The sequence below is a fragment of the Flagellimonas chongwuensis genome (assembly GCF_013376415.1).
GTDB lineage: Bacteria > Bacteroidota > Bacteroidia > Flavobacteriales > Flavobacteriaceae > Flagellimonas > Flagellimonas chongwuensis.
The window spans coordinates 149,654-166,260 of sequence record NZ_WYET01000002.1; the positions used below are offsets into that span (position 1 = coordinate 149,654).

Here is a 16,607-nt window from a genome sequence, read left to right on the forward strand (position 1 = left end):
ACCAATGCGCATCAGTATTGTTATTCCAGCTCACAATGAAGCAATTTTTTTACAAGATTGCCTAGATTCCTTTGTGGCCCAGACCTACTTACCCAATGAATTGCTTGTTGTGGACGACAATTCTTCCGACGATACTTTTAACATCGCAAAAGACTACGCAAAGAAATACGACTGGATAAAAGTGGTTCAGCGCAGCTCATCCAACGAACATATTCCGGGCAAAAAAGTAGTGGATACCTTTAATTTTGGGTTGCAACAAACCTCAGATTTTGACCTCATAGGCAAGTTTGATGCGGATATCATTCTGCCCAAGAATTATTTTGAACTCATCGTCAATCAATTTCAGGCCAATTGGAAACTCGGAATGTGCTCGGGACTTCTCTACATCAAAAAAGGAGAAAATTGGATTTATGAAAACATCGCGGATAAAAATCATATCCGAGGACCTATTAAACTTTACCACAAAGCCTGCTTTGAAAAAATCGGCGGTCTGCGTCCGGGAGTGGGTTGGGATACTGTGGATACGCTTTTGGCCAAATACCACGATTTTGAAACGGTAACACTTCCTCAACTCAAAGTAAAGCACCTCCGCCCGACGGGCCATGGATACAGTACCAAAAACTATCAATCCAAAGGTGTCGCGATGTATAAAATAGGATACGGACTAGTACTCACCAAAATCGCCGCATTAAAAATGGCCTGGCAGGCTAAAAGTCCGGGGTTATACTTCCAAGCCATATTTGGCTACCTAAGAGCTTTCTTCCAACAGCAACCCAAATACGTTTCCCAAAAAGAAGGAAAGTTTATAAGGAGCTATCGTTGGAAAGGGATTTGGTCCAAACTTCATGCTATTTGAACTCCAAGACCTCCCCAATAGGCCGGCCTGTTGTTCCACTTGGGAAAGCAATACCCAACAAAGCCGCAATAGTGGGTGCGATATCGGGAATCTCCGTGCGGTTTACCGTACTTCCCTGTTTAATGCCTTTACCATACAACAATAATGGCACATGAGTATCGTAGATTTGAGGCGAACCATGTGTAGAGCCCGTGGTACCATAAGAAATATAACCTACCTTGGGCACTAACAACACATCACCGGAACGCTTTTGGCTATAGCCATTCTGTAAAATGTATGGTATCCCTTCGGTGTATTCGTTTTTCCACATTTGACTGGCCGTATAAACTTGACCAATCCCCTCATAAGTCAATAATTCTCTTGCGATATCTTCTTGGGCATCTTCTAGCTTGATATCCAAATTGGCCAATATTTTATGGTCCAAAAACAATTGATAGTTGGAAAAGTCCCTGACCACATCCGTAGTTCCATATTTGTATTGAAGAAACTCTCCAAACTTTGCTTTCATACCGTTCATATCCAAATAACCAGCAGGAATTTTGGAATCCATCAAATAGGTGGGAACATCGATGGCCGCATGATCTGCCGTTAAGAAAACGGTATATTCACCTTCTCCCACCTTCTCGTCCAAAGTAGAAAAAATACGGGCCAAATCTTGATCTAATCTTATGTAAGTATCTTCCACCTCTTTAGAGTTCACCCCAAAAAAATGCCCCACATAATCGGTACTGGAAAAACTAATGGCCAAGAAATCCGTAATGGTATCTGTTCCAAGGTCTTCGCCTTCCAAAGCGGCCAGGGCAAAATCTGCTGTAATGCTATTTCCATAAGGGCTTCTTCTTATCAAATCGAACTGACCGTTTTGATCCCAAATTGCCGGAAGGTCATGAGGAAAAGTATTGCTGGTTTCTCCCTTTTGCAATCCTTCGTAATTATTGGCATCCAAACCACTTTCTACATACGTTTCAATAGGTTTTAGCGTATTCCATGGCTTTTTGTATGACTCTACAATATCCGAACTATTAAAGTCCACGACCCATTGGGGCAATTCATCCATGTAATAGGTACTTGTTATCCAGTTGCCATCTTGTCCGCCCTCGAACCAGTACGCCCCATTTGCAGCGTGGCCTGCCGGAAGGATGGCTCCCCTATCTTTTAAGGCTACACCTATAACCTTTCCCCTTTTTTGAGTGTGTAATCGTAATTCGTCCGTGATGGTAGTAGTGAGCATACGGTGCGGCGACATTTTCCCTGCATCCGATGTGGTGCCCACTGAGCTGTAACTATCATCCCCTGCACAATACACATCTTCCCCCAATTCTTTATCAAACCAATCGTTCCCGATTATACCGTGCGTAGCCGGTGTGGTTCCCGTATAGACCGAGGTGTGACCGGGCCCAGTACTGGTGGGCGCATAATTGAAGTGATTGTTTTTACAATTGAACCCTTCGTTTACCAATCGCTTAAAGCCCCCTTCTCCGTACTGATTCCAGAAACGGGTCAGATAATCGTAACGCATCTGATCTACTACAATACCCACCACTAGTTTTGGCGATTGTGCAATTGGTGCTGGGGGTTGTACTTGCTCATCATTCTTTTTTCTTCGCTGACCATAGGAAAAACTGATCATGCACAATGCAAAAAGGGAAACTATAAGGTTGGTTGTTCTCATGTTATAGGTTTAATCAAATTAGGGCAAAACTATTCATTTATCCTGTTTTAAAATTTAAATGAAGGTTAAAAGCTGCACAATATTCTTATTTTTATCACCTCAAGTCCAAATAAGCGCATGAAATACCTAGAAGCGATTGGAAAATACTTCATCATGGTTTGGGAAGTATTTAAAAAGCCTACCAAGTGGCGTATTATGAAAACCTTGATTCTCAAGGAAGTCGATGAATTGGTCTTTGGGGCCATGGGCATCATCATATTCATATCCTTTTTTATTGGAGGAGTTGTCACCATACAGACCGCCCTTAACTTGACAAATCCGCTTTTGCCCAAAAGTCTTATCGGATTCGCAGCAAGGCAATCCGTAATACTGGAATTTGCACCGACATTCACCTCTATAATAATGGCAGGAAAAGTGGGCTCTTACATTACTTCCAGCATTGGCACCATGCGTGTTACGGAACAAATTGATGCTCTTGAAGTTATGGGGATAAACTCCTTGAACTATCTCGTGTTCCCAAAAATTGTAGCCATTATGCTATACCCCTTTGCGGTGGCAATTTCCATGTTCGTAGGCATCTTAGGAGGGTGGGTGGCCGCTGTTTTTGGCGGTTTTGCACCTAGCGGCGACTTTATACAGGGTCTTCAGATGGATTTTAATTCCTATCACGTCACCTATGCACTGATTAAGTCAGTAGTCTTTGCTTTTGTAATCGCGACGGTACCATCCTTTCATGGGTATTACATGAGGGGCGGAGCTTTGGAGGTAGGCAAGGCCAGCACCACATCGTTTGTTTGGACCAGTGTTGTGATCATTATCGTGAACTATATTTTAACACAATTATTGTTGGGCTAATGATAGAGGTAGATAACATACATAAATCGTTTGGAGACAACCACGTACTCAAAGGAATTTCAACAACATTTGAAAAAGGAAAAACAAATCTTGTAATTGGACAAAGTGGTTCAGGGAAAACGGTCTTCTTAAAATGTCTCTTAGGGCTTTTTGAACCTGATGAGGGAAACATTTGCTACAATGGCCAGGTTTATTCCGAGCTTTCCATAAAAGAAAAAAGGAATTTAAGACAGGAAATGGGAATGGTATTCCAGGGCAGTGCTCTTTTTGACTCTATGACCGTGGAAGGCAATGTAATGTTTCCTTTGGATATGTTCACCAAACAGTCGCAATCGGAAAAACAAGATCGTGTGGATTTTGTATTGAAGCGAGTCAACTTGGTGGATGCCCACAAACGATTTCCTGCCGAAATATCCGGTGGTATGCAGAAAAGGGTCGCCATTGCAAGAGCCATTGTGATGAATCCAAAATACTTGTTCTGTGATGAACCCAACTCTGGGCTCGACCCAAAAACCGCCATCCTAATCGACAACCTGATTCACGAGATCACTCAGGAATATGACATTACGACCATTATCAACACTCACGATATGAACTCGGTAATGGAAATCGGGGAGAAAATAATCTTTCTAAAAAACGGACTTAAAGAGTGGGAAGGCACCAACAAAGAAATCTTTAAAACCGATAATCAAGCGGTTACCGACTTTGTGTACTCTTCCGAATTATTTAAAAAGGTCCGACAAATGTATATTGAGGAAAGGAATTAACCCAGACATCAGACATCTAAATAAATCAATCTACCTCTTTAATAACCAAGGTGGAGTCTTGAAGTCTCAACTTTAACCATGCCAACATTTTTTTGGTATCGGCTTCTTTTTGACTTGAGCTCAATCCGCTTTTCCAATTTACCTCAAAGACAGGCACTGTATCCAACTTTTTAAAATCGGTACGTATTTGGTAAGAGAAACCTAAAGCATCAATATTCTCATAATTGGCTTTAGCTTCTGCACTTATACTTTGAAAAGGGACCCTCCTACCCACATTCCTTGTTAGAATGGACAGCTCTTCTTCGAGCAGTCTGATTTGCTCATCCTTATTCAACAGCTCGGCCTTATTTTTCTCATAAAGTTCGCTTACATAATTGAACTTTTCTTCTGAATCATCCCTTCCTCCCTGAATAATATGGAGTTCGGCATCCTTGAGCCTATTGTATTCATTCTTCTGTGTTCTCCATGTATTGATGATATTCTCCGGAACCAATTCATCGCCCATAAAAACCACTTCGATCATTGAGGTCCCATCATCCACATATTCCAATTTGGTGAGATTGTCCACATATCTTCCAGCACCATCAAACTGATATACCTCTACCGTACCTTTTAAAAACTCTTGAGCCTGTTTCATAAAAAGGGACTCCTGAAAAACATTGTAAAACGTAAATCCGGCCGGAATCATTACCAAAATCCCTGTAATGGAAGCCAAGCGAGCTATCAACCTTCTGCGTTGGGAATTGGCATATCGCACCATGGGGAACCTCAGGAACTTGATGACCAAGAAGGTTGCCAGACCTATAAAAATGGTATTTATGATGAACAAATACATGGCCCCAGCGGCATACCACGGCTTGCCAATGGCCAAACCGAAACCTACCGTACAAAGAGGCGGCATCAAAGCAGTTGCAATGGCCACACCAAAAATAACACTGGCAATGGTCCCCTTTTTTGCCCGGGCGATTACCAGTGCCAATCCACCAAAAAATGCTATCAGTACATCCCGAATATCGGGTTTGGTACGAGCCAACAATTCCGAAGATTCATCACGCAAAGGAAAAAAGTAGAAAAACAGGAATGCGGTGATCACACTCAAAACCACCATTACAGTGAAATTCTTGAGCGACCTACGCAACGTATCAATATCATTTATGGCCAATGACATGCCCATTCCCAAAATAGGACCCATCAGTGGGGAGATAAGCATGGCGCCAATAACCACCGCTGTTGAGTTGGCGTTCAACCCAATGGATGCAATGAAAATGGAGCACACCAAAATCCATGTGGTGTGGTTCTTAAAGGGAATATCCGCAATGATGGATTCTTTGGTGGCCGCGGCATCCGTATTGGAACGGATTTCCAACAAATCCGAAAGGAATTTGCGCACGCTGCCCAAAAGCCCCTTAAAATCCTTTTTTACCTCATCCCCACTGTCTTGGTTGGGTGGTGTGGTCTCTGCTTCCTTTTTTTGTTCTTCGGTCATATATTATGCAAACTGATCCCCAAATTTTTCCTTCACTTGGGCCAATACTTTTTTAATATCCTGTTGTTTGTCCTTAGGGTAAATAAGGAGCACTTCTTCTTTATCCACAATGATGTAATCCTCCAGACCATCAACCACAACTACTTTTCCTTTTGGGCTGCGAATCATATTGCCTTTTGCATCTTCCAAAAGGGTTTGGGCGTTCACAACCGCGTTCTCATTTTCGTCCTTCTCCAATTTATCATAAAGAGCGCCCCACGTACCTAAATCGTTCCAATCAAAAGTAGCTGGCAATGTGTAAATGGATTTGGATTGTTCCAAGATAGCATAATCAATGGATATGTTTTCTGCCTTGGCGTAATTTTCTTGGATAAAAGCTCTTTCCTCACTTGTGTTGTAACAGGATATACCTTTACCAAATAGTTTATATTGATCTGGCTGATATTTTTTGAAGGCTTCCACTATGGTTTCCACGCTCCACATAAAAATGCCCGCGTTCCATAAAAAGTTGCCTTGAGCCAAAAATTCCTTTGCGGTTTCATAATCCGGTTTTTCCCTGAATTGGGACACCTTTTTTAGTTGCGCGTCACTTCCTTTTTCAAATTCGATATAACCAAATCCCGTATTCGGGAAAGTTGGCTGAATCCCTAAAGTACATAGTGCATTTTCTTCTTCACATTTATTGAAACATGCGGTTACATCCTTTTCAAATGCTTCCTCATCTTCTATCCAATGATCACTTGGAGCTACTATCATTACCGCATTGGGATTCATTTTCTGAATCTTTAGTGATGCATACAATATACAAGGTGCTGTATTTCTCATCGCAGGCTCCAACACCACTTGGTCTTGTTTTACCATGGGCAGTTGTTCCAACACTAAGTCGTTATACTGCTCGTTGGTGAGAATCAGAATATTTTCAGTGGAAACAAACTTGTTTAGCCGATCAAACGTCTTTTGAATCAGTGTTTTGCCAGTTCCCAACATATCATGAAACTGTTTTGGGTTGGATGATGTACTTATAGGCCAAAACCTAGAACCAACTCCTCCTGCCATTAAAACTGCGTAATAATTCTTGTTCATCTTGCTGTTTTTCTAATTAGAATGCTGGTTATCCCGAAACATCTTGAACCAACTCAACCTCCGCGTTTGGTTGAAACAAATATAATCTCCCGGTTGATAACTCCACACATTCATACCGTTTTACTTTCTTATTTCCTTTTTTGAACAACTTGCCGTTGTACAGTCTAAAAACACTGCCCGTAGGCAATTCGTAGACATAACTGTGGCACCGTTCATCCTCATCAAAAGCTTTTAGCGCAATGGACAATCTGGCATCTGTGCTACTACTGGCTTTTGGATTTTTAAAGTGATTTGCAATTATGGGCAACAGTTGCGTTGGAAACACCTCTGGCCGAATAAATGGAACCATTAAGTGTTGAAAGGTACGCTTCCATTCCACTCCATGCGGTTTTATTCGACGACCATACGTTTCAAAGGCCACCAAATGCGCTATTTCGTGGACGAGTGTAATCAGGAATCGGTATTTGTTGAGTGATGCATTTACGGTTATCAAATGCAATCCGTTCGGCAATCTGCGGTAATCACCATGGCGGGTAACACGATGGTTCACAATTTTTAAATGCACTCCATGTGTTTTGATGAGTTCAAAACAAGGAGCTACTGCAAGTTCAGGAAGGTATTTTTGTAGGGTAGTTTCCATCATTCGTCAAACGAAAATAGGCATTCGTCAATTAACCTCATCCAATGCTTAAAATGTTTTTTACTTTTCACAAAACAATAAGTCATGAGAGCTACCATTTTACTATTGATTGTCATTCTGCCGTATATAGGTATAGGTCAAAACAAAACTTCTCTTGAAAAAACACTATGGAAAAGGGTTCAAAGTTGCTACTCTTTGTTTGAGCCCAACAAAGATGGTATCCTAGAATATAATAAAATTGATGATTCCAAAAATGGATATTTAAAAGTGTGGGGGACGTTCCCAACTTGTGGGTGCATGTGCATCTCAACAGTTGGAGCATATAAAGATATAGATGGCAATTATACGCTCTTGCAAAAGGAAGAATTCTTATGTGAGGATAAAAACTCAATATCATCCAACAAAGATTTGGATAAGATTCTACCCGAGAACTTCGGTATACACACTTTTTCTAAAAAAGAGCTAAACATAAACTCCAAGTATGTTGTTTTTTTCTTAGATGTTGAGATACCCAGATTTGGAACTGATACCAAAGTCGCATTGCGATTTATTCCTTTTGGAATTTTCCAAGAACTGAATGGCTCCGTGATTTCCTATGACTACTCACAAGAATATGAAAACACATCGGTCCATTACATAAAAGAAATAGAATACATGGCCCGCACAATCATCGATGACAATACCTTGACCCACTTATTGAAAAAAGACTATGAAAGTATTCATGTGGTCGACAGAAAATTTATTGAAACAAAAATAATCGGGCCAGACTCATGGGAGAATTTTGAATCTTTTGACGAGCTCTCAGAAAAATTGAGCATATTAAAAAATGCTTATGACATTTACTCCCAGCTAGATTTTATGTCCATTCTGATGCAATGGAACAAGGAAAAAGCACGATTCGAAGTAAAATCAAAAAGTGATGGGCCCAAGACCATGACATTTAAAGAGTTTATACTGGAACATGAATTCTGGATACCTATTTGCTGAGAATACGTAGGTCAATCCTTACGGCGTACTATTACTCACCTGCAACATTTTTCCATTGTAGAGTTTTTGACCTGTCAAAGCAAACTCTTTAATATATGTGGCCATCTCCAATGCAGTTAAGGGAGCTTTGTACCCTGGAAAGGCTTCTTCGAGCATCTCGGTCTGTACGGCACCTAGGGCCAATACATTAAAACTTGGGCCGGTTTCTTTATACTCTTCGGCCAATAGCTCGGTCAAGGTAATCACAGCACCCTTGCTTGAACTATACGCAGAGAGTCCTGGAAACTTCATACTGCCCTGCACTCCTCCCATGGAACTTATGGTCACTACATGACCTTCCTGCCCCATCATGGGAAGTACTGTTTTTGTAATTTCAGCTACTCCGAACACGTTTACTTTGTAGACGCTCTCAAATTCCTCCGTCGTGGTTTCCGAAAATGGTTTGCCCAAAAACCGACCTGCATTATTAATAAGGACATCCACAACATGCCACTCGTTCAAAAATTCAGTTAGCTTTTCAAAATCGGCAGGATTGCCCAAATCAAAAGGTAACGTTTGCACATTAGGCAAATTCAGGCTTTGCACAGGCCCCCTATTTCGTGAAAGTGCCAAAACCTGATGTCCTTCCCTCGCAAAAAGTTTCACCAACTCAAATCCTATTCCCCTGCTTGTGCCTGTAATTATTATGTTTGCCATAAGTGAAATCTCTCGACTGCGCTCGAGATGACAGTTTTAAATTACTTTGTTAATCGTATTTCTTGTGATGGAGCATTAGCAATACCTTTAATAACTGGAATTGCTTTGTTTACCAATGTGGCCATATGACCAAAATCCATTAAACTGTTCTCATCACCCACCTTATGATAATGATTAAAGTTGGTAAAGTCAAACGTACAAAATGTATGTGACGGCACTCCAAATTCTTCATGGAACGGATAATTGTCCGACCTTTGATACAAGTTAAATTCCTTGGCCGTTGGTAAAAATCCTACCAAGTTTTCTTTAGCATACTTATTGCTTACCTCGGCCAAGTTGGACATATCGTACCCCGTGATGTATACAAAATAGTCCTTCCCCTGTAAAGGAACACCAGTCATTTCAAAATTGAGCATGGTGTACAGGTTAAGATCCTGCTCTTTTAATTTTTGGGCCAGGTGCTTGGAACCCAACAAGCCTTTCTCCTCGGCACTGAACAAAGCAAAAATAAGAGTACGTTTGTTTGTTTTGTTTGTTCCAAAATACCGTGCCATTTCCAAAACCGACGTGGTACCCGATGCATTATCGTTGGCTCCATTGGCAATATAATCTCCATTTTCTGGCTTTATGGTCCCGATATGGTCGTAATGGGCACCTATCAAAATAAATTCATCTTTTAAATCAGGGTCGTTGCCCTCCACTACACCCACAATATTGTAAGCAGGTTTTTTAAAATTTGAAAGTGTGTCGCGGTACGTTTCAAAATAGGGCTTGAGTCCGTAGGACTTAAAATAATTCTCAATATACCTAGCCGCAATTTCAATGCCTTCGCCTCCGGCCTCCCTTCCCTTAAGGTCATCGCTTGCTAAATAATTCATCATTTCACCTATGCGCTCGGCATCGGTAAAAGTTTCGCTTGATTTTGTTGTTTGAGGATTAACATCAGTGGTTTGAACAATTTTTGTAGAACCACAGCCCATCACAAAAAGTGAAACGACAACATATAATAGTACTCTCATTTTTGTTGTTTTTTGATTTTTTTTAAAGATAAAAAAAGCATCCCGATAAAAGGATGCTTTTAAATTAATGTATTATCGAATGTATATCGACAAATCTATGCCAACATAGTCACTGGATTCTCCAAGTAAGCCCTCAAAGTCTGTAAAAACTGGGCACCAGTGGCTCCATCAACCGTTCTGTGATCACAGGCCAAAGTTACCTTCATGGTGCTTCCAGCTACAATCTCGCCATTTTTAACCACAGGCTTATCAACGATTGCCCCTACGGATAAAATGGCAGAGTTAGGCTGATTGATAATGGAGGTAAACTCTTGAATACCGAACATTCCCAAGTTGGAAACCGTAAAGGTACTTCCTTCCATTTCATCCGGCTTGATTTTCTTGTTTCTTGCTCTTCCGGCCAAATCTTTTACTACAGTACCCAATTGGGTCAAACTCATCTGATCAGCAAATTTAATCACGGGAACCACAAGACCTTCATCTACGGCAACGGCAACCCCCATGTGAATGTGGCGCTTGTATATCATGGAATCACCATTCCATGATGTATTTACTTGCGGATGTTTTTTAAGGGCCATGGCACATGCTTTCAAAACCATATCGTTGAAAGATACCTTGGTATCCGGCAAACTGTTGATCTGTGCACGGGATGCCTTGGCATTGTCCATATCCACCTCAATGGTCAGGTAATAATGTGGTGCAGTAAATTTGGATTCTCCCAAACGCTTGGCAATCACCTTGCGCATTGTAGAGTTTTTCACTTCTTCCACACTTTCTTCACCAACTGGAAGTGCAACCGGTGCCACTGCAGGTGCAGCTTCGGTTTTTTCTGCAGCAGGAGCTGCTTGTGATGATGGTTTAAAGTTTTCTATGTCCTTCTTAACAATTCTTCCGTTATCACCGGTTCCCTTTACATCTGCCAAATTGATGCCTTTTTCATCGGCAATCTTTTTGGCCAATGGAGAAGCGAATATGCGCTGACCATCTTGTGTAGCAGGAGCTGTTTCTTCTTTCTTGGATGATTCCTCTTTTTTCGGAGCTTCATCTTTGGATGCTTCTTTTTTAGGTGCGCTCTTAGATGAACCACCTGATGATTTCGCATTCAAAACAGCATCAACATCCGTTCCTTCTGGGCCAATAATGGCCAAAAGGGAATCCACAGGAGCTCCTTCGCCTTCTTGGATACCGATATGCAGCAAAGTTCCCGAGTAGAACGATTCGAATTCCATAGTGGCCTTATCCGTTTCGATTTCGGCCAAGATATCTCCTTCTTCCACTTTATCCCCAACACTCTTCAACCAACTTGCAACTGTTCCTTCCTCCATGGTATCACTCAATCGGGGCATGGTCACGATTTCCACTCCTTCGGGAATATCTGCTGGCTCACTAGTTTCAGTTTCTGATGCTGTATCGTCTTCTGGTTCCGATGAACTTTCCTCTTTTGATGCTTCCGATGAGCTTCCCGAGCCGTTCAACAGACTGGAAATGTCCTCACCTTCTTCACCGATTATGGCCAAAAGTGAATCAACCGGGGCACCATCACCTTCCTCGATTCCTATGTGGAGCAAAGTTCCTTCATGAAAAGATTCGAATTCCATGGTGGCTTTGTCCGTTTCGATTTCAGCCAAAATATCTCCTTCTTCTACCTTGTCCCCTACTTTCTTGAGCCATTTTGCCACGGTTCCTTCTTCCATGGTATCGCTCAATCTAGGCATGTTGATTACTTCTGCCATCTAATTATAATTTATGTTGTAAAAATGGATAGTCTTCTTGCTCGTAAACGGTGTCGTACAATTGCTCTTTTGGTGGGAAATCAGATTCTTCAGCGAACTTCTCACATTCTTTCACAAGGTCCTTCACCTTTTTATCGATTTGTTTTAAATCGTCCTCGGATGCATATCCTTTCTCAAGGATCACATCTTTGACCTGAGTGATCGGATCTATCTTTTTATACTCTTCAACTTCTTCTTTAGTTCGGTAATGCTGTGCATCGGACATGGAATGTCCTCGGTACCTGTAGGTCTTCATCTCCAAGAAGGTTGGCCCTCCTCCTGTACGGGCGCGCTCAATCGCCTTGTCCATTTCCTTTGCAACTATAGCAGGATCCATTCCGTCCACAGGGCTACAAGGCATTTCGTAACCAAGACCCAATTTCCAGATTTCCGTGGAATGTGAAGTACGCGCCACAGAGGTTCCCATGGCATATCCGTTGTTCTCACAAATAAAAACTACGGGTAATTGCCACAACATGGCCAAATTGAAGGCCTCGTGAAGCGAACCTTGTCTTACGGCACCATCACCCATATAACAAAGGGTTACAGAATCTCTTTTAAAGTACTTGTCGCCAAATGCCAACCCGGCACCCAATGGAATTTGTCCCCCTACGATTCCGTGTCCACCATAAAAACGGTGTTCTTTAGAGAAAATATGCATGGAACCACCCATACCTTTCGAGGTTCCGGTGACCTTGCCGTAAAGCTCGGCCATAACCCGTCTAGGGTCAACCCCCATTCCAATCGGCTGAACGTGATTTCGGTAAGCGGTGATCATCCTGTCCTTTTCGAGGTCCATGGCGTGCAATGCGCCGGCAAGCACCGCTTCTTGACCATTGTACAGGTGCAAGAAACCTCTAACTTTTTGTTGAATATATACGGCGGCCAGTTTATCCTCGAACTTTCTCCAGAAATACATGTCCTCGTACCATTTAAGGTAAACTTCTTTGGTGATTTTTTTCATCTACTGTTGTATTAAATGAATTTCCCCTGCGTAGGGAAGAGCAAAAATACATATATATCTGTTTTGGAAAAAGAATTGAATTAAGAATCGCCCAAAAATGAGCTATTGAATGCCAATGGTAGAATATCGGCCATAGAATTACATTTGTAAACAGGTCCGGTTTCCGAACTTAACAATAGTGAGATTGGTGATTGCTGTTTTTGCTCGTATTCAATTATAGATTGTCTGCAGTTACCACAGGGAGCTGCGGGCGAACTTACCCCATCCTTGGACGATGAAGCACAGATAGCAATAGTTTTTACGGCCATACCGGGATATTTTGCTCCTGCATGAAAAATGGCCACACGCTCGGCACAAAGACCGGCAGGATATGAGGCATTCTCCTGATTACTTCCAATAATCACTTCCCCATTTTCCAGCAATACCGCGGCACCTACTCTAAACTTGGAGTAAGGAGCATAGGCATTCTCCCTAGCCTTGGAAGCTTCATATAACAATTTTTGTTCGTTTTGTGACAACTCCGATGCATCGTCAAAAACTAAAAGCTCAAAACCGATTTTCTTTTTTTCCATACCATCTTTTGGATATACCCAAAAATAAAAAAACCTGCCCAACGGACAGGTTTTCAATTATATATTTTAATACGAACTAATCGTTGTAGAACTCTTCACCCAAATTAAAGGTAAGCGAAAATCGCAATGTGTTTTCCAATGGATTTCTGACCTGAGAGGTTGAGAATAAATAGGAAAGGTCTATTTGTGTTGATTTGAATTTGAAACCTGCTCCCAACGTAAAGAATTTTCTGGAGCCTTTTTCTTCACTTTCATTAAAATATCCGCTTCGCAACATAAAAGCTTCCCTAAACCGATACTCTGCACCAAGTGCCCAAGTCACCTCTTTCAATTCCTCGCTGAAACCATCTGGTGCATCACCGAACGACTCGAAGACTCCATTAAAGAAACCAATGCTTTGGTATTCATTATTGTCCTCTGTTCCAATCACTCCATCCCCATTAAAATCCCTCGGTGTAGGCACCAAAAGTTTATTGAACTCCGTACTGATGGCCAAAACATTGTCTTGGTCAAAGATAAAATCAAAACCTCCCCCAAATTTAAGGTTCGTGGGCAAAAAATCTCCTGGGCTATTTGGGTCATACTGTACCTTCCCTCCCAAATTGGAAATATTGAAACCAAACCTCCAACGACCATCAAAATTGTTATATGCGATTTCCCTAGAACGGAAAAAACCAGCAATATCCACTCCAAATGCTATAGCAGCGCGAGAATCCTGTGTCCCATCCTGAAGCTTTAAATCAGAACTGACAAACCGACCGCCGACTGCCATAGAAAATGTCTGGCTCAATTTCAGTGAATACGACCCATCCAAGGCAAATTCATTGGGACTCACTAAGGTTCCTGGATCATTAATTGCCTGACGCAGCTCTATATCACCCAAACCAAAATAACGAATAGTGAATGCAAAAGCACTACGATCATTGAGTTTATTGAAATAGTTTGCGCTTAAAAGTGAAACATCATTTATAATAGTTTCCAAATATGGAGTATAACTCACACCTATCCCTGTCTTTTGTGTAGCAAAAGCATACTTAGCGGGGTTCCATTGTTGAGAATAAGCATCAAAAGACGTTGCAACGCCCATATCTCCCATACCGGATGCCCTCGCATCTGCGGATATCGTTAAAAATGGAACGGCTGTAGTGATTTCTCTATCCCGCTGTGCGCTCATCCATTGGGCTACGGTAAGCAACACGACCAATACGAGTAACTTTCTCATTCTAAGTATTTAGCGTTTAGTAAAGTTATTTAATCCAAAACAATTCTTTTGGACTTATTACACATAAACGGTCTTTTGAGGAAATTCTTATATAGAAGTACATATTTCTAAATATATGGGCATACGGGTCTCCTTAATAATTATATAAAAGTCAAAAAAACAACCTCTTCATACTATTTTGTAACCTTCACCGTTAGTGAAGTGTGACATGCTGTAATTTTTGCATGTCAGAAATATTTGATGAGCACAAAATATATTGGTAAAAACACCGTTCTAATGCCATCGAAAGATTTAAAAAATCAAAACAAATCGAAGATACTGAGGGTTAAAGCCCTGAGATTTAAAGTACTCAAGCCCAAATTATGAAAAAACACTTAATTAAAGTTGTACTTTCTTGCGCCGTAGTGATGGGAAGTTTTTCCAGTTGTAAAAACTCTTCCTCATCAAAGAATGTCTCCAGAGCCACTGGTTGGAAAATTAATGCCAAAGAAGGAGGTTTTCAATACAATTCGGATTTTAAAGAGCAAGAAACTCCTCCAGGAACCGTATTTGTAGAGGGTGGAACTTTTACCAAAGGTAAAGTCCAGGACGACATTATGCATGATTGGAACAACACGCCTACACAACAGCACGTGCAATCATTCTACATGGATGAGACCGAAGTAACCAATGTGATGTACCTTGAATATTTGGATTACCTGAAGGCGGTATACCCACCGGACGACCCAAAATATGCAAATATTTACGAAGGTGCCCTACCGGATACCTTGGTATGGAGAAACCGATTGGGCTTTAACGAAACAATGACCAACAACTACCTTAGGCATCCTGCCTATGCGGAGTATCCTGTTGTAGGTGTAAATTGGGTACAGGCTACTCAATACGCCGAATGGAGAACCGATAGGGTAAACGAAGTAATGTTGGAAAGAGAGGGCTACCTTGCCGACGACACCAAATACAAAGTATTGAATGGGGATTTGGAAGGCACTTTTAGTACAGAGGCCTACTTGAACAACCCTGAATCCGTTTATGGAGGTGAAATTGATTCACTTCAAGGAAAACAGAAAAAAGATTCTATAAACTCTTTTGCCAAGAGAAGTAGCGGTGTAATCATGCCAGAGTATAGATTACCTACTGAAACCGAATGGGAATATGCTGCTCAGGCACTTGTAGGAACAAGAGAATATAACAACTACAGAGGTAGAAAAAAATATCCTTGGGAAGGTGATTATACCCGAAACGGTCAACGTGTGGGCAGAGGGGACCAATTGGCCAACTTTAAACAAGGAAAAGGTGATTACGGCGGTATTGCCGGATGGTCCGATGATGGTGCCGACATCACAGGTCAAGTAAAATCATACAAACCTAACGACTTTGGTCTTTACGACATGGCCGGTAACGTAAACGAATGGGTTGCCGATGTGTATCGCCCAATAGTTGATGATGAAATCAGTGACTTCAACTATTACCGTGGAAACGTTTTCATGAAAAAAGCCATCGGTGAGGATGGAAAAGTTGAAGTATTGAGAGATGAAATTGTATACGACACCTTGCCAAACGGTAAAATCGTAGCCATCAACCTTCCTGGAGAAATCAAAGAAGTTGCAGTGACAGAGGAAGAAACCTACCTAAGAACAAACTTCGATAAAAGTGATAACAGAGGATTTAGAGATGGAGACCCAGGGTCGTCAAGATTCTTTAACCGCTTTAGCGAAGAGGATGGAGATACCCAAAAAATGTACGATTCTCCAAAGCACCAGGTTGAGCGCAACGAGGATGGTGAGATTGTTCGCCAATATGACGAATCCAATTACAGAACATCTTTGATCAACAACGAGGTCCGCGTATATAAAGGTGGATCATGGAGAGACCGCGCTTACTGGTTGGACCCTGCACAGCGTAGATATTTGCCACAATATATGGCAACAGACGATATCGGCTTTAGATGTGCCATGTCCAGAGTTGGATCTAAATCCAGATCTAAAAAGACCGTACGTCACAAAAAAGCGAGATAAA

The 16,607-nt window shown here is 41.5% G+C and carries 15 protein-coding genes; 5 read left to right on the forward strand and 10 right to left on the reverse strand.

Annotated features, from left to right (window positions below; all coding sequences use genetic code 11):
• Positions 1-4: 4 nt before the first annotated feature.
• Positions 5-856 carry a glycosyltransferase family 2 protein gene (locus GUA46_RS05595; protein WP_176619653.1) on the forward strand — a complete coding sequence of 284 codons (852 nt, stop codon included), beginning with the start codon at positions 5-7 and terminating at the stop codon, positions 854-856.
• Here the strand turns inward: GUA46_RS05595 and pafA are convergent.
• Entirely contained in the window at positions 849-2,528 is a 1,680-nt protein-coding gene (pafA, locus tag GUA46_RS05600; RefSeq protein ID WP_176619654.1) for an alkaline phosphatase PafA, read from the reverse strand. The genes GUA46_RS05595 and pafA overlap by 8 nt on opposite strands.
• A 117-nt stretch (positions 2,529-2,645) precedes the next feature.
• Here pafA and GUA46_RS05605 point away from each other — a divergent pair, with 117 nt between their 5' ends.
• Complete coding sequence (locus GUA46_RS05605) at positions 2,646-3,383, forward strand: MlaE family ABC transporter permease (protein ID WP_108246770.1); 738 nt, start codon at positions 2,646-2,648, stop codon at positions 3,381-3,383.
• Positions 3,383-4,150 (forward strand): ABC transporter ATP-binding protein, encoded by a 768-nt coding sequence (locus tag GUA46_RS05610; RefSeq protein ID WP_108246769.1) that lies wholly within the window; start codon positions 3,383-3,385, stop codon positions 4,148-4,150. The genes GUA46_RS05605 and GUA46_RS05610 overlap by 1 nt, the downstream gene beginning before the upstream one ends.
• A 25-nt stretch (positions 4,151-4,175) precedes the next feature.
• On the opposite strand, the gene GUA46_RS05615 is transcribed toward GUA46_RS05610, so the two are convergent.
• From GUA46_RS05615 to GUA46_RS05625, 3 genes are read right to left on the reverse strand one after another with little or no spacing between them, the layout of a single operon-like run.
• Positions 4,176-5,636: a DUF389 domain-containing protein gene (locus GUA46_RS05615; protein WP_176619655.1), complete on the reverse strand. Its 1,461-nt coding sequence runs from the start codon at positions 5,634-5,636 to the stop codon at positions 4,176-4,178.
• A gap of 3 nt (positions 5,637-5,639) precedes the next feature.
• On the reverse strand, positions 5,640-6,719 hold the full coding sequence (locus GUA46_RS05620; protein WP_176619656.1) for a mannose-1-phosphate guanylyltransferase: 1,080 nt from the start codon (positions 6,717-6,719) through the stop codon (positions 5,640-5,642).
• Positions 6,720-6,747: 28 nt separating this feature from the next.
• Positions 6,748-7,359: a SprT-like domain-containing protein gene (locus GUA46_RS05625; protein ID WP_176619687.1), complete on the reverse strand. Its 612-nt coding sequence runs from the start codon at positions 7,357-7,359 to the stop codon at positions 6,748-6,750.
• An 84-nt stretch (positions 7,360-7,443) separates the two neighbouring features.
• Between GUA46_RS05625 and GUA46_RS05630 the strand changes: the two genes are divergently transcribed.
• Positions 7,444-8,346, forward strand: a complete 903-nt coding sequence (locus tag GUA46_RS05630; protein ID WP_176619657.1) for a hypothetical protein — start codon at positions 7,444-7,446, stop codon at positions 8,344-8,346.
• A gap of 18 nt (positions 8,347-8,364) precedes the next feature.
• On the opposite strand, the gene GUA46_RS05635 is transcribed toward GUA46_RS05630, so the two are convergent.
• The 6 genes from GUA46_RS05635 to porV all read right to left on the reverse strand — a co-directional run bounded on the left by GUA46_RS05635 (position 8,365) and on the right by porV (position 14,591).
• On the reverse strand, positions 8,365-9,042 hold the full coding sequence (locus GUA46_RS05635) for an SDR family NAD(P)-dependent oxidoreductase (RefSeq protein WP_176619658.1): 678 nt from the start codon (positions 9,040-9,042) through the stop codon (positions 8,365-8,367).
• A gap of 41 nt (positions 9,043-9,083) precedes the next feature.
• Positions 9,084-10,061, reverse strand: a complete 978-nt coding sequence (locus GUA46_RS05640; protein ID WP_176619659.1) for a M28 family metallopeptidase — start codon at positions 10,059-10,061, stop codon at positions 9,084-9,086.
• A 95-nt stretch (positions 10,062-10,156) separates the two neighbouring features.
• Positions 10,157-11,794 carry a pyruvate dehydrogenase complex dihydrolipoamide acetyltransferase gene (locus tag GUA46_RS05645; protein WP_176619660.1) on the reverse strand — a complete coding sequence of 546 codons (1,638 nt, stop codon included), beginning with the start codon at positions 11,792-11,794 and terminating at the stop codon, positions 10,157-10,159.
• Positions 11,795-11,798: 4 nt separating this feature from the next.
• Complete coding sequence (gene pdhA, locus GUA46_RS05650) at positions 11,799-12,797, reverse strand: pyruvate dehydrogenase (acetyl-transferring) E1 component subunit alpha (protein ID WP_108245141.1); 999 nt, start codon at positions 12,795-12,797, stop codon at positions 11,799-11,801.
• A gap of 80 nt (positions 12,798-12,877) precedes the next feature.
• Positions 12,878-13,369, reverse strand: coding sequence for a cytidine deaminase (gene cdd / locus GUA46_RS05655; RefSeq protein WP_176619661.1), 492 nt, complete (start codon positions 13,367-13,369; stop codon positions 12,878-12,880).
• A 76-nt stretch (positions 13,370-13,445) separates the two neighbouring features.
• Positions 13,446-14,591: a type IX secretion system outer membrane channel protein PorV gene (gene porV / locus GUA46_RS05660; protein ID WP_176619662.1), complete on the reverse strand. Its 1,146-nt coding sequence runs from the start codon at positions 14,589-14,591 to the stop codon at positions 13,446-13,448.
• A 362-nt stretch (positions 14,592-14,953) separates the two neighbouring features.
• On the opposite strand from porV, the gene gldJ reads away from it, so the two are divergent.
• Positions 14,954-16,606 (forward strand): gliding motility lipoprotein GldJ, encoded by a 1,653-nt coding sequence (gene gldJ / locus GUA46_RS05665; RefSeq protein ID WP_176619663.1) that lies wholly within the window; start codon positions 14,954-14,956, stop codon positions 16,604-16,606.
• Position 16,607: the final 1 nt, after the last annotated feature.